Consider the following 13,394-nt stretch of genomic DNA (forward strand, 5'->3'; position numbering starts at 1 on the left):
CATTGCAATTGCCCGCCGCGGGCCGCCTCGCTATGCCTTGCGCGAGCTTGCCGCCGAAAATACGCTTCGGTTTGTCACGACGACGAACGGAGTTATATGGAACGAAACGACGCGTTCCATTGAGCAGTCAGCTCGGCAGCCGAGGCGATGTTGATGCCACAGTCGGCGAATATGCGTGCGACAGTCGCTACCAGTTCGGCGTTGGACGAAGCTATGCTGCCGTCCGGAAGGAAAAGATTGTTTTCGAACCCGACCCGGACATGACCGCCGAGCAGCGCCGCGGCGGTCACACACGCCGCTTCGTTGCGGCCGAAGGCGCAGACGCTCCAATGATCGAAGCGCGGCATGTTCGCCGCGAGGAATGGCAGGAGATCGGCAGGAACGGACATCTGTCCCGGCGTGTAGCGGCCCAGCACGTAGAGAACCGGTATGCTTGCCCAGGGGATCAGTCCGCGCTGCTGCATATCCGAAAGCCTGACAGCCTCCTCGGGCGAATAGAGGATGATCTGCGGCGCCACACGCTCCTTATGCAGCCAGGCCATGAAGCGCGCGAAGGCGAGTTCCGATCCGGCATCCGGAACGATTTCGCGAAGCGCCAGGGAGACCGCTTCTGGCTTCACATCTCGTATGACGGCCATCTGTTGGGCTGGCGAATAGATACCGAGCGCTTCGGAGGTGATCTGAATTAGCAGCCGGTCGCCGGCAGCACCGCGGATGGCGGCAATCGCCTGGCGGTAGGCGTCGGCGTCGAGCAGATGGTTGCCGCTTCTGTCGCGGACATGGACATGGATCATCGCCGCACCGACGTCGGCGCATTCCGCGGCCGTCCGCGCAAGTTCGGCCGGTGTCAGCGGAATCGCCGGATGGTCGGCCTTGCTGCGACGCCCTCCGTTCGGCGCGACGGCTATGGCGATGCGGTCGAGACCAGGGGCCGGCTTCATGGAGACGTTTTTCGGGCGAATACGAGTCATATGAATCAATCTTTGACCATACTGAAACAGACGTTGCAATCGCCGGTCTGGCGGGCTAGCAATATCCATGGACCAGGGAGAGCTTGCTGGACAGATCGTCAATGCCTTCGACGGCATGTCGGCGCAGCTTCGGTCCGCCGCCCGCTACATCCTCGACAAGCCGCATGACGTCGCGCTGTTGTCCATGCGCGAGCAGGCCCGGCACGCCGGAGTGCAGCCGGCGACGATGACGCGGCTGGCCCAGCATCTCGGCCTTGATGGCTACGAGACCGTGCGCGACATCTACGCCGCCGCAATCCGGGGCGGCGAGATCGGTTTCGCCGGCAAGGCGGGCCTCCAGGTGGCCAGCCAGAAGCTCAAGGGCGACCATGCCCTGGCGGCCGACATCTTGGATTCAATTTCCGGCCAGCTTGCCCACCTCGCCGAAAGCAGGTCGATCGACCGTCTGGTCGACACGGCCAGAGCGCTGACTGCGGCAAGGCGCGTCTATTGCCTTGGCCTGCGCTCGAGCCACGCGGTGGCCTGGCATCTGCATTACATCCTGTCGCTGATCGGCGAGAAATCGGTGCTGTTGCACGGCATCGGCGGAACCGACGGCGACGCCCTCGGTCACGCGACCACGGACGACGTGCTGATCGCCGCCAGCGTCCTGCCCTACACGCGCTTCACCATCGAGCTTGTCGAGTTCGCTGCCGGCCGCGGCGTGCCGATCATTGCGATCACCGACAGTGAAGTGGCGCCCCTGGCGCAGCTTGCCGATCACCTGGTCATCGTGCCGACAGGCAGTCCGTCCTTTTTCCACACCATGACGCCGGCCTTCATCGTCGCGGAGGTCCTTGGCGCTCTTGTTGCCGGCCAGGCAGGCGAGGGCGCCGTTGAGTCGCTGCGACGCTTCGATGAGCAGGGCGCTGCCCTCAGGACCCACCTGAACCAGCGTCCGCCGAAGACAACGCCTGTGAGAGACCGCCGATGACACACATCCTCCATCGAACCATCCACTCGAGGCTGCCGGTCGCCGTTCGCGGCCATGGCATTGAACTGTTCGACGCAGAGGGCAAGTCCTACATCGACGCGTCGGGCGGCGCCGCCGTGTCCTGTCTCGGCCACGGCCATCCCGACGTGATTGCCGCGCTGCACGCCCAGCTTGACCGCATCGCCTACGCCCACACCAGCTTCTTCACCACCGAGGTGGCGGAACGCTTGGCGGATCGGCTGGTCGAGGACGCGCCGAGAGGGCTGGATCATGTGTATTTGGTCAGCGGCGGCTCGGAAGCGATCGAGGCCGCGCTCAAGATGGCCAGGCAATATTTTGTCGAGAAAGGCGAGCCGCAACGGCGCCATCTCATCGCACGCCGGCAGAGCTATCACGGCAATACGCTCGGCGCTCTCGCCACCGGCGGCAATGAATGGCGACGCGCCCAGTTCAGGCCGTTGCTGATCGAGACCCATCACATCGACCCCTGTTACGCCTATCGCTATCAAAAGTATGGCGAAAGCGACGAAGCCTACGCGGCGCGCGCCGCCCAGCAGCTCGAAGACAAGATCCTCGAACTCGGCGCGGACGAGGTCATCGCCTTCGTCGCCGAGCCGGTGGTGGGTGCCACGCTCGGCGCCGTGCCGCCGGTCGCCGATTACTTCAAACGCATTCGCGCGATCTGCGACCGCTACGGCGTGCTGCTCATCCTCGATGAGGTGATGTGCGGCATGGGCCGTACCGGCACGCTGCATGCGTGCGAGCAGGACGGCATCGCTCCCGACCTGCTGACCATCGCCAAGGGGCTCGGCGGTGGCTACCAGCCGATTGGCGCGGTGCTGCTCGGCCGGCATATCTTCGACGCCTTTGCCCAAGGCTCGGGCTTCTTCCAGCATGGACATACCTATATGGGGCATCCCATGGCGGCGGCGGCCGGCCTTGCCGTGCAGGAGGTCATCCGGCGCGACCGTCTGCTCGACAACGTCAGCGCAATGGGCGCGCAGTTGGACGAACGTCTGCGCCAGCGCTTCGATAATCACCATCACGTCGGCGACATTCGTGGGCGGGGTCTGTTTCGAGGAATCGAACTGGTGGTTGATCGCGCCACCAAGGAGCCGTTCGACCGGAAGCTTGAACTCAACGCCCGCATCAAGCGCGAAGCAATGGCCCGCGGCCTGATGATTTATCCGATGGGCGGGACGATTGACGGTGTGCGGGGCGTTCATGTGCTTGTTGCGCCGCCCTTCATCATTTCCCAACAGGATATTGATCGGATCGTCGAACGGCTCGGTGAGGCGATCGATGCTGCGATCGCTTCAGTGGTCTGACCTGCGCGACGCGGACCGCCTCAAACCAGTTCCAACGTCATCGGCGACGGGCCGGGACAACCACCAGAGAGGTAGCAACCATGTATAGTTCAATGAAAACCCTGATCGGCGCGGCGGCCTGCATGCTGCTGGCGCTGCCGTCCGTCGCCGCCGAGCAGCGCTTCGTCACGGTCGGCACCGGCGGGGTCACCGGCGTCTACTACGCTGTCGGCGGCGCTATTTGCCGACTGATGAACAAGGACCGGCAGAAAACCGGCATCCGATGCTCGACGGAGTCGACCGGCGGTTCCGTCTTCAACGTCAACTCCATCCAGACCGGCGACCTCGATTTCGGCCTGACCCAATCGGACGTCCAGTACCAGGCCTATGACGGGACCGGAAATTTCGACGGCAAGCCGTTCAAGGATCTGCGGGCCGTATTCTCCGTCCATCCCGAGCCGTTTACCGTGCTGGCGCGGCCCGATGCCGGCGTCGCCAAATTCGAGGACTTCAAAGGCAAACGCTTCAACGTCGGCAATCCCGGGTCAGGCACCCGCTCGTCGATGGAGGAGTTGCTTAAGCAGATGGGCTGGAGGCTCGGCGATTTCTCGCTTGCCGCAGAGCTGAAGGCGGACGAGCAGGGCAGCGCGCTATGCGACAATAAGATCGACGGTTTCTTCTACGGCGTCGGTCATCCGTCCGCCGCGATCCAGGATCCGACCACGGCCTGCGGTGCCAAACTCGTCCCGCTGACCGGTCCGGCAGTGGACGCGCTGTTAGCAGCTCATCCCTACTATTCAGTCGCCACCATCAAGGGCGGCATGTACGCCAACAACCCAGACGACGTGAAGACATTCGGCGTCCGCGCTACCGTCGTGGCGAACGCCAGCACGCCCGATGAGGTGGTTTACGAGCTGGTGAAGTCGGTCTTCGAAAATTTCGACGATTTCAAGAAGCTGCATCCGGCCTTCGCCAATCTCGACCCCAAGGAGATGATCAAGACCGGTCTGTCGGCGCCAATGCATCCGGGCGCGGAGCGCTACTACAAGGAAAAGGGCTGGCTCTGAGGCCTCCAATGCGAGGCGCCCGCGGGCGCCTCGCATTGCAAATGATTGTGGGGAACGATGACAGATCAAAGCCAGCAGACGGGAGCGCCTGACCAACCCGCCATCGACATTGACAAGCTCAACGAGATCGTCGCCGAGGCCGACACCGGTGGGCGCAAGCCAACCGGCCTCACCGCGAAGCTGATCCTCGGTGTGTCGCTGGCATGGTCGCTGTTCCAGCTCTGGTATGCCTCGCCCCTTCCGTTCATGCTCAATTTCGGTGTCGTCAGCGACGGCATCGCCCGCTCCATCCACCTGGCCTTCGCCCTGTTTCTGGCGATGCTGACGTTTCCGGCCTTCAAGACCTCGTCGCGCATCCGGGTGCCGCTGCCCGACTGGGTGCTAGGCATCGCCGGGGCGGCGTCCGCCCTCTATCTGTTGGTCTTCTACAGCGATATCGCCCATCGGCCGGGTCTTCCCACTACGGCTGACCTGGTTGTCTCGATCGCCGGCGTCCTCATCCTGCTCGAGGCCGCGCGTCGCGCGGTTGGGCCTGCCATCACCGTCATCGCGGCGATCATGCTGATCTATATCTTCGCCGGGCCTCACCTTCCTGGCCTGCTCGGCCACAAGGGCGCGACGTTATCGCGCGCGGCCTCGCAGATGTGGCTGACGTCGGAGGGGGTCTTCGGTGTTGCCCTCGGTGTGTCCACCAATGTCGTCTTCATGTTCGTTCTGTTCGGAACATTGCTGGAACGCGCCGGAGCCGGTGGCTTTTTCATCCAGCTTGCCTTCTCGCTGCTCGGAAAATACCGCGGCGGTCCGGCCAAGGCCGGTGTCGTGGCCTCTGGTCTGACCGGCATGATTTCCGGCTCTTCGATCGCCAATGTCGTGACCACCGGAACCTTCACCATCCCGCTGATGCGGCGGGTCGGATATTCTGCGGTGAAAGCCGGCGCCATCGAATGCGCGGCCGGCGTCAACGGTCAATTGATGCCTCCGGTGATGGGCGCGGCCGCGTTCCTGATCGCGGAATATGTCGGCATCTCCTATGCCGAGGTGGTCAAGCACGCCTTCTATCCCGCGCTGCTGACCTACGGTTCGTTGTTCTACATCGTCGATATCGAGGCGATGAAGATGGGACTGAAGGGCCTGCCGTCACGCAGCACACACTCCGCATTTCAGGGTGCGCTGCGCGGGCTGATGGGCGTATGCGGCTTCATTGTCCTGGCCGGCCTGGTCTACTATGGCATTGGCTGGACCAAAGTGGTGTTCGGCGCCGCTGCGACCTGGATGATCAGTGCCGCGCTGGTCGCCGTCTATATCGGCCTTGTCGCCCACCGGGCGCGCCATCCCGACCTGCCGCTCGAGGATCTGGAAGGTGAGATCCTCAGAATTCCGCACTTCGGCGAGACGGCGCGCACCGGCCTGCATTTTCTGCTGCCGGTGATCCTGCTGATCTGGTGCCTGATGGTGGAGGAACTGTCGCCCGGCCTCTCGGCATTCTGGGGCGTTGTTGCCCTGATGGCGCTGATCGTCACGCAGCGGCCGCTTACCGCCTTTTTCCGCAAGGACCGGGCACTGGCACCGCATTGGCTTCACGGTCTCGACGATCTGGTCGGTGGCCTGTCCGCCGCCGCGCGCAACATGACCACGGTCGGCATCGCCACTGCGACGGCCGGCATCATCGTCGGCACGGTCCTGCTCACCGGCATCGGGCTGGTGATGACCGAACTGGTCGAATTCATCTCGGGCGGCAGCTTCATCGTCATGCTTCTATTCACTGCGGTGATCTGCATCATTCTCGGCATGGGCATGCCGACAACCGCGAGCTATGTCGTCGTCGCCACCTTGATGGCGCCGGTCATCGTCGATTTGGCGGCGCAGAACGATCTTGCCGTGCCGCTGGTCGCCGTCCACATGTTCGTGTTCTATTTCGGGTTGATGGCGGATGTGACGCCGCCAGTGGGGCTGGCGGCTTATGCTGCGGCGGCGATTTCCGGCGCCGACCCTGTGAAGACCGGAATTCAGGGTTTCAAATACGAGATCCGTACCGGTCTCTTGCCGTTCATCTTCATCTTCAACACCGGACTGCTGATGATCGATCTCGAAGGTCCCTTCGACTTCGTCGCGATGGTGGTGACGTCCACACTGGCCATGGTCTCGTTTGTAGCGGCGACGCAGAACTGGATGCTCGTGCGCAACCGCTGGTACGAGACGATTGCGTTGCTTGTGGCCTGTTTCATCTTGTTCAGGCCGGGATTGTTGCTCGATCAGGTGAGCGAACCCTATCGGGCAGTACCTGCCTCCGAACTCGGCCGTATCGTCGACGAGACAGCCGAGGGAGGCGCAGTTCGCTTGCGCCTGACGACACTGAACCTCAACGGCGATGAGATATCGAAGCTGGTACGGCTGCAGCTCGGGCCCGCAAATTCGTCGACCGAACGCCTGAAGGCTGCGGGCCTGGACGTCAGTGCGCTTGGCGACAGCGTGACGGTCGGCGTGGTGCGACTGGGCAGCCAGGCGGCCAAATTCGGCCTGCAGCCCGGCGACGAAATCAACCAGGTGCTAGTCCCTGCGGAACGGCCGTCGCGCTATTGGTTCGCCATTCCGGCTCTGCTGTTGCTCGGTCTCGTCGTCTGGGTTCAGAAGCGGCGAAGGCGGACAGTTGGTCTGTAAGCGTCCTATGAGCGGAAGACGTCTTGCATCAAGGCGCACCAGTAGACGCGATGAATGCGCGCATGACGGCAAAGGCGCGGGCGGGAATCATCGACATAGACCGGATGCCCGCACGCCTCCAAGCGTTCGAACTGAACTTGACTGGATGCCAGGCACGCCACAAGCGTGTCTCGCTGGAGACGCCGGTGAGGGCGTAGGACTTGTAAGGAAACCGCAGACCGCGGCAGAAACCGTTGCCGAATTGGCCAGCGGCGTAATCCAGCGCGATTTTTCTGATGACCGCTCGGGCCTGCCTCACTTACATGGGAAGCACGCAAAATTGAGCCATGGCCAGCATGTCAGTAACAAGAGAACCAAACGCCGCCCCGGAACCGGCTAACGCGGAAATGCGCATGGCGACGCGCGACCGCCCTTTTGAACCCGTCGACTACGGGCTTTACGCGCTGACGGTCATTGCCTGGAGCGCATCGTGGTTCGCGATCGAGCTTCAGGTCGGCAGCGGCGTGTCGAACGAGGTCAATCTGGTCTGGCGCTTCGCCATCGCCACGCTGCTGATGTTTGCCTGGGCGGGCTTTTCCGGCCGGCGGCTCCGCTTTCCGATCACCGATCATCTGCGCTTTGCTGTGCTCGGCATCCTCATCTTCTCGTCGAACTTCCTGTTTTTCTATTACGGCGCCGGCTATCTCGTCAGCGGCTTGCTCTCGGTCGTCTTCTCGCTCGCCTCGGTCATCAACATGCTGCTTGGTGCCTTGGTCATCGGCGAGCGCCCGGCGCCGCGCATTCTCGCTGGCGGCGTCATCGGCTTCGCCGGCATAGCGCTGATGTTCTTTCCCGAAATCGCCGCGAACGGGCTTTCCGGCGGCACGTTGATAGGCCTTCTGCTGTGCCTCTGTGGCACGCTGAGCTTCTGCGCCGGCAATCTCGTCTCCGTCGCAAACCAGCGCCGCGGCCTGCCGCTCGTTTCAACCAGCGCCTGGGGTATGCTTTATGGCACTCTGTGGTCTGCGTTCCTGGCCTTCCTCCTCGGTGAACCGTTCGTGTTCGCGACGACCGCTTCCTACGTCGGTTCGCTGGTCTTCCTCGCCGTCATATCGACGGTCATGGCTTTCGCCGCCTACCTTACGCTGCTTGGACGCATTGGCGGCGCCCGCGCCGGCTATGCGACCGTCATATTTCCCGTCTTTGCGCTTTTGATCTCCACGGCGTTGGAAGGCTACGCCTGGACCGCTTACGCGATCATCGGGCTCGTCCTCGTCGCCGCCGGGAACGTCCTGGTCATTCGCGGAGGACGGCGCTGACGCATGGAATACTGCGCAATGCCGCCGCCTTCCGCTGCGCGGGTGAGCTTGACTCTCTGGGTCGTCTGTCTAAGCTTGCGGTCAATGGGTCAGACCAATGTACCAGGGCGAGCCGGGAGGGATTAGACGCGCATGCCGATCCAGGCCGTTGAACCACGCCGGCTTTACCGGCAGGTCGCCGATCAGCTCAGGCAGCTGATCGATGCTGGCGAGTTTTCCGTCGGCGACCGTCTGCCGACCGAGCGGGATCTGGCCGACCAGCTCGGAATTTCCCGCCCGACGGTTCGTGAAGCGCTGATAGCACTGGAGGTCGAAGGCCGCATACGCATCCGCGTCGGCTCGGGCATCTACGTCACCGATCCGCCGAGCGCCGCCGCCTCCGATCCCGAAATGGAGGAGGGCCCGTTCGAGCTGTTGCGCGCACGCGAATTCGTCGAAGGCGCGATCGCCGCCGAAGCTGCTCTCCACGTTCGGCCTGCAGATATCGAACGGCTCGACGACGTGCTGCGCCGAATGGAGGCCATGCGTCACCCCAACAAGATGACCATCGCGCTTGACCGGGAATTCCACACCGCCGTCGCCGGCATTCTCGAGAACGCCGTGCTGGTGCGCTTCATCGGCGAGCTTTTCGATCAGCGCATGAACCCTTACTTCGAACGCCTGTCGATTTATTTCGAGACCAGCGATTCCTGGCAGATCGCGGCAAAGGAGCATCGTGCCGTTCGCGATGCGATTGCCGCGCGCGATCCCGAGCGGGCCAAGGCCGCCATGCAGCAGCATCTGCGCCAGTCGCAAATCAGATTCTCATGCAATTTCGATGAGAGAGCCGCAGCCAAGGAGGTTGCGGAATAGCAGTCGGCCGGGGGGAGATCCGGCAGTCAAATCCAACCAGGGAGGAATTAGATGTTGAGGAAATACGCAGTTCTGCTCGGTGCGATCGTCGCAATTGCCATGCCCATGGCGTCGGCCTCGGCGGAGACGGTCCTGAAATGGGCACATGTCTACGAGACGTCGGAGCCCTTCCACACTGAATCCGTATGGGCGGCGGAGGAGATCAAGAAGCGCACCCAGGGCCGCTACGCCATCGACGTCTATCCGGCCTCGCAGCTCGGCAAGGAAGCAGACATCAACCAGGGCCTGATGCTCGGCACTGTCGATATCATCATTTCCGGATCGAGCTTCGCGGCGCGCGAATATCCGCCGATCGGCGTCACCTATTTCCCATATACGTTCCGTGATGCCGACCATCTGCTGAAATACACCAAGAGCGACGTCTACAAGGCCCTGACCAAGGGCTATGAGGACAAGACCGGCAATCACATCGCCGCCACCACCTATTACGGGACGCGGCAGACCACCTCGAATCGGCCGATCGCCAAGTGCTCCGACATGCAAGGCCTAAAAATGCGCGTTCCCGACGTGCCGGCCTATCTGGCCATGCCGCGTGCCTGCGGCGCCAACACCGCGCCGATTGCCTTCGCCGAGGTCTACCTGGCCCTGCAGAACGGCACGGTCGAGGCCCAGGAGAACCCGCTAACCACCATCGAGGCGAAGAAATTCTACGAGGTGCAGAAGAACATCGTGCTCACTGGCCACATCGTCGATCATCTCAACACCATCATATCGGCGTCGCGCTGGGCCTCGCTTTCCGACGAGGACAAGAAGATCTTCACCGAGGTGATGCAGGAGGCTGCCGCCCGCGCCACGGCAAAGATCGTCGCCCGCGAAAAGGAACTGGTGCAGGTATCCAAGGACCGCGGCATCAGCGTGACCGATGTCGACCGTGCCGATTTCGAGAAGAATGTGCTGGAGAAGGTCACCTTCGAGGAGTTCGGCTACAACAAGGCCGATTGGGAAGCGATCCGCGCCATCAAGTAGGGCATCGGAAAATTCGGATGCTCAAACAAAACGAGAGAGCGGCGATCGGATTCGCCGCTTTAGCCTGCCAATCCGTCCGGCTTCACGTTGCGCCGGACGGCCTTTCCAATCCTTGACGACCCACCAGCTTCGGGAGCCCGCGCCGATGGCCGAGGAACACCACACCGAGATCACCGTCGAAGAGATCGCCCAGGCTTTCGAGGAGGTGCCGGTACACGTCGACCTGTCGGACCACGGCATCGAGGACTGGATCACGCTTGCCGTGTTCTGGGGCATGGTCGTCTGTGTCTTCCTGCAGTTCTTCACCCGTTATGCGCTGAACAACAGCCTTGCCTGGACCGAGGAGATCGCCATCAACGCGCTCGTCGTCGTTGTCTTTCTCGGCGCAGCCATGTGCGTGCGCCTGTCGCGCCATATCCATGTCGACGTGCTTTACCACTATCTGCCGGAGCGCGTCGGCCGCTGGCTGGCGCTCGCCGTCGATGTTATCCGCATCGCATTCTTCGCCTACGGATCCTGGCTGATGTGGCGCTACGTCACGATCGTGGCGCATGAGCGCATGGTCACCGTCAACCTGCCGCGGCGCTGGTTCTTCTACGCCGTACTGGCCGGCTTCGTGCTGATGCTTCTGCGCTCGATCCAGGTCTTTATCGGCAATTACAGGCGCGGCTATTCGGTGCTCGAGCGTCCTGGTGCGTTCGAGACGGCAGGGGTCTGAGCGATGCTGCTTCTGGTCGGAGGTTTCATTGTCCTGATGCTCATTGGCGTGCCGGTCGCCGTTTCGATGGCGGCCGCCTCGATCCTTTACCTCGTCATCTACGGCGTCGCGCCCGACATCATCGCGGCCCAGCGCATGATCGCCGGGGTGGAGAGTTTTCCGCTGCTCGCCGTTCCCTTCTTCATCCTGGCCGGCAACCTCATGAACATCGCCGGGGTCACCGGGCGCATCTATTCCTTCGCCCTTGCCCTGGTCGGCTGGATGAAGGGCGGCCTGGCGCAGGTCAACATCATCGGATCGGTGATCTTTTCCGGCATGTCGGGCACCGCGCTCGCCGACGCCGCCGGCATCGGCACCATCGAGATCAAGGCGATGAAGGACCACGGCTACCCGATCGACGCTGCGGTCGGGGTCACCGCCGCTTCCGCGACGCTTGGGCCGATCTTCCCGCCTTCGCTGCCCTTCGTCATCTACGGTATGATGGCAAATGTCTCGATCGGCGCGCTGTTCATGGCCGGCATCCTGCCTGGCGTGGTCATGACCGTGCTGATGATGATCACGGTCGCCATCTTCGCCTACAGGCGCGGCTGGGGCTCCGACACACCCTTCGAGCTTCGGCGGCTGGCTGAAGCGGCGGGCGAGGTGCTGGTGGTGGCTGCCTTTCCGATTGCCTGCTATGTGCTCGTGCAGCTTGGCCTGTCGATCAACATCGCGGTCGGTATCGCGCTGCTGGTGCTGATCGTGACCGACTGGTATTTCGACTTCTCCGCGGTCATGGCGCTGATGACACCGGTCATCCTGATCGGCGGCATGACGATGGGCTGGTTCACGCCGACCGAAGCGGCGATGGCGGCCGTGATCTGGTCGCTTTTTCTCGGGCTGGTGCGCTACCGAACGATGACGCTGCGCTTGCTCGCCAAGGCCAGCTTCGACACGATCGAGACGACCGCTTCGGTGCTGTTCATCGTTACCGCCGCATCGATCTTCGCCTGGCTGCTCACCGTCAGCCAGGCGGCACAACTGTTTTCAAACTTCATCTTCGCGCTCACCGAAAACAAATGGGTCTTCCTGATCCTGGTCAACATCCTGATGCTGGTGGTCGGCTGCTTCCTCGATACGATCGCCGCGATCACCATTCTGGTGCCGATCCTGCTGCCGGTCGCCGCCGTCTACGGCATCAACCCGGTGCATTTCGGGCTGATCATGACGCTCAACCTGATGATCGGGCTTTTGCACCCGCCGCTCGGCATGGTGCTGTTCGTGCTGTCGCGCGTCGCCAAGCTCTCGGTCGAGCGTACCACCATGGCGATCCTGCCATGGCTGGTGCCGCTTATAGTGGCGCTGCTTCTGATCACCTTCATACCCGCCATCACGCTCTGGCTGCCGACCGAGATGGGCCTGATCCGGTGAGCGGCCAGGTGATTGCCGCAACGCTGTTCGGCCCGCAGGACCTGCGTATGGTGGCGCATCCGCTGGGACCGCTGGCGCCAGGGATGGTGCGGGTGCGTTTCGGCGCGGGGGGCATTTGCGGCTCAGACCTGCATTATTTCCGCCATGCCCGAACCGGCGACTTCGTCGTCACCTCGCCGCTTGTCCTCGGCCACGAGATCTCCGGCGAAATCGTCGAGATCAACGGCGCCGCGCCCGGCCTGGGCGTCGGCGATCACGTTGCGGTCAATCCGTCGCGCTGGTGCGGGCATTGCGCGCGATGCCTGGAAGGCCGCGCCAATCTCTGCGAAAACATCCATTTCATGGGCTCGGCATCGAAGACGCCGCATATGCAGGGCGGCTTCGCCAGTCTGTTCGACGCCACGCCCGCGCAATGTTTCAAGGTTCCATTTGATGTGGCCTACCAGGCGGCCGCACTTGCCGAACCGCTGGCGGTCAGCCTGCACGCCGTCGCGCGGGCGGGCAACATCAGTGGCCGCAACGTCATCCTGTTCGGTGCCGGCCCCATCGGTCTCTTGACCATGCTCGCGGCCAGGCTTGCCGGCTGCGCTGAGCTTACCGTCGCCGATATCGCCGCCGCTCCGCTCGCCTTCGCCCGCAGGTTGGGCGCCGACAGGACGATCGACCTTTCTAGCGGCGACGCCGAGCTCCAGGCGCTCGCCGCCGGCGGTTCGCTTGATGTGGCGTTCGAGATTTCAGGCACTGCCGCAGGCCTTGCCGCGGCGATCGCCAGTGTCCGGCGCGGCGGCACGGTGGTCCAGGTCGGCAATCTTCCCGGTGGCCAGATCCCGCTGCCTGCCAATGCGGTAATGGCCAAGGAGATCGACCTCAAGGGCACCTTCCGCTTCGGCAAGGAGTTCGGCCGGGCGGTCGATCTCATCGTTTCGGGTGAGGTGGACGTCCTAAAGCTGGTGACCGCGGAGCGCACGCTTTCTTGCGCCCCCGACGCCTTCCATCTTGCCGCCGACCGCTCACAGAGTGTCAAGGTCGTGCTGACCGCGGGCTGATCGAGGATTCGCAAAGTCCCTTTTTTTTGACGAGGCAATTGGCGCTTCACTGTGCAGGTACAAACAGA

General features: G+C 62.9%; 11 protein-coding genes. 10 read left to right on the forward strand and 1 reads right to left on the reverse strand.

Going from position 1 to position 13,394, the window contains the following annotated elements:
• Positions 1 to 92: 92 nt before the first annotated feature.
• Complete coding sequence (locus NKJ08_RS14100) at positions 93 to 941, reverse strand: beta-keto acid cleavage family enzyme (protein ID WP_352527047.1); 849 nt, start codon at positions 939 to 941, stop codon at positions 93 to 95.
• 97 nt (positions 942 to 1,038) lie between these two features.
• Here NKJ08_RS14100 and NKJ08_RS14105 point away from each other — a divergent pair, with 97 nt between their 5' ends.
• The 10 genes from NKJ08_RS14105 (at position 1,039) to NKJ08_RS14150 (ending at position 13,326) form a co-directional block, all read left to right on the forward strand.
• Positions 1,039 to 1,944: a MurR/RpiR family transcriptional regulator gene (locus tag NKJ08_RS14105; protein WP_352781991.1), complete on the forward strand. Its 906-nt coding sequence runs from the start codon at positions 1,039 to 1,041 to the stop codon at positions 1,942 to 1,944.
• On the forward strand, positions 1,941 to 3,272 hold the full coding sequence (locus tag NKJ08_RS14110; RefSeq protein ID WP_352527048.1) for an aspartate aminotransferase family protein: 1,332 nt from the start codon (positions 1,941 to 1,943) through the stop codon (positions 3,270 to 3,272). The genes NKJ08_RS14105 and NKJ08_RS14110 overlap by 4 nt, the downstream gene beginning before the upstream one ends.
• 92 nt (positions 3,273 to 3,364) lie before the next feature.
• A complete protein-coding gene (locus NKJ08_RS14115) occupies positions 3,365 to 4,318 on the forward strand; it encodes a TAXI family TRAP transporter solute-binding subunit (RefSeq protein ID WP_352527075.1) in 954 nt (317 codons plus the stop codon).
• A gap of 57 nt (positions 4,319 to 4,375) precedes the next feature.
• Positions 4,376 to 6,976: a TRAP transporter permease gene (locus tag NKJ08_RS14120; RefSeq protein ID WP_352781992.1), complete on the forward strand. Its 2,601-nt coding sequence runs from the start codon at positions 4,376 to 4,378 to the stop codon at positions 6,974 to 6,976.
• Between the two features lie 392 nt (positions 6,977 to 7,368).
• Positions 7,369 to 8,274 (forward strand): DMT family transporter, encoded by a 906-nt coding sequence (locus tag NKJ08_RS14125; RefSeq protein ID WP_352527050.1) that lies wholly within the window; start codon positions 7,369 to 7,371, stop codon positions 8,272 to 8,274.
• A gap of 132 nt (positions 8,275 to 8,406) precedes the next feature.
• The gene (locus tag NKJ08_RS14130) at positions 8,407 to 9,126 is read left to right on the forward strand and encodes a FadR/GntR family transcriptional regulator (RefSeq protein ID WP_352527051.1); all 720 of its coding nucleotides are present in this window, start codon (positions 8,407 to 8,409) and stop codon (positions 9,124 to 9,126) included.
• A gap of 51 nt (positions 9,127 to 9,177) precedes the next feature.
• The gene (locus NKJ08_RS14135) at positions 9,178 to 10,152 is read left to right on the forward strand and encodes a sialic acid TRAP transporter substrate-binding protein SiaP (RefSeq protein ID WP_502906335.1); all 975 of its coding nucleotides are present in this window, start codon (positions 9,178 to 9,180) and stop codon (positions 10,150 to 10,152) included.
• 145 nt (positions 10,153 to 10,297) lie between these two features.
• Positions 10,298 to 10,870 (forward strand): TRAP transporter small permease, encoded by a 573-nt coding sequence (locus tag NKJ08_RS14140; RefSeq protein ID WP_352527052.1) that lies wholly within the window; start codon positions 10,298 to 10,300, stop codon positions 10,868 to 10,870.
• 3 nt (positions 10,871 to 10,873) lie between these two features.
• Entirely contained in the window at positions 10,874 to 12,280 is a 1,407-nt protein-coding gene (locus NKJ08_RS14145) for a TRAP transporter large permease (RefSeq protein ID WP_352527053.1), read from the forward strand.
• Positions 12,277 to 13,326, forward strand: a complete 1,050-nt coding sequence (locus tag NKJ08_RS14150) for an L-idonate 5-dehydrogenase (RefSeq protein ID WP_352527054.1) — start codon at positions 12,277 to 12,279, stop codon at positions 13,324 to 13,326. Before NKJ08_RS14145 ends, NKJ08_RS14150 begins: the two co-directional genes overlap by 4 nt.
• Positions 13,327 to 13,394 lie beyond the last annotated feature (68 nt).

Source organism: Mesorhizobium sp. M0244 (assembly GCF_040321795.1).
Lineage (GTDB): Bacteria > Pseudomonadota > Alphaproteobacteria > Rhizobiales > Rhizobiaceae > Mesorhizobium.

Coding starts and splice junctions, on each gene's coding strand:
- NKJ08_RS14105 (WP_352781991.1), top strand. CDS start 1,039: ATGGACCAGGGAGAGCTTGCTGGACAGATCGTCAATGCCTTCGACGGC.
- NKJ08_RS14130 (WP_352527051.1), top strand. CDS start 8,407: ATGCCGATCCAGGCCGTTGAACCACGCCGGCTTTACCGGCAGGTCGCC.
- NKJ08_RS14135 (WP_502906335.1), top strand. CDS start 9,178: ATGTTGAGGAAATACGCAGTTCTGCTCGGTGCGATCGTCGCAATTGCC.
- NKJ08_RS14110 (WP_352527048.1), top strand. CDS start 1,941: ATGACACACATCCTCCATCGAACCATCCACTCGAGGCTGCCGGTCGCC.
- NKJ08_RS14140 (WP_352527052.1), top strand. CDS start 10,298: ATGGCCGAGGAACACCACACCGAGATCACCGTCGAAGAGATCGCCCAG.
- NKJ08_RS14100 (WP_352527047.1), bottom strand. CDS start 941: ATGAAGCCGGCCCCTGGTCTCGACCGCATCGCCATAGCCGTCGCGCCG.
- NKJ08_RS14120 (WP_352781992.1), top strand. CDS start 4,376: ATGACAGATCAAAGCCAGCAGACGGGAGCGCCTGACCAACCCGCCATC.
- NKJ08_RS14145 (WP_352527053.1), top strand. CDS start 10,874: ATGCTGCTTCTGGTCGGAGGTTTCATTGTCCTGATGCTCATTGGCGTG.
- NKJ08_RS14115 (WP_352527075.1), top strand. CDS start 3,365: ATGAAAACCCTGATCGGCGCGGCGGCCTGCATGCTGCTGGCGCTGCCG.
- NKJ08_RS14125 (WP_352527050.1), top strand. CDS start 7,369: ATGGCGACGCGCGACCGCCCTTTTGAACCCGTCGACTACGGGCTTTAC.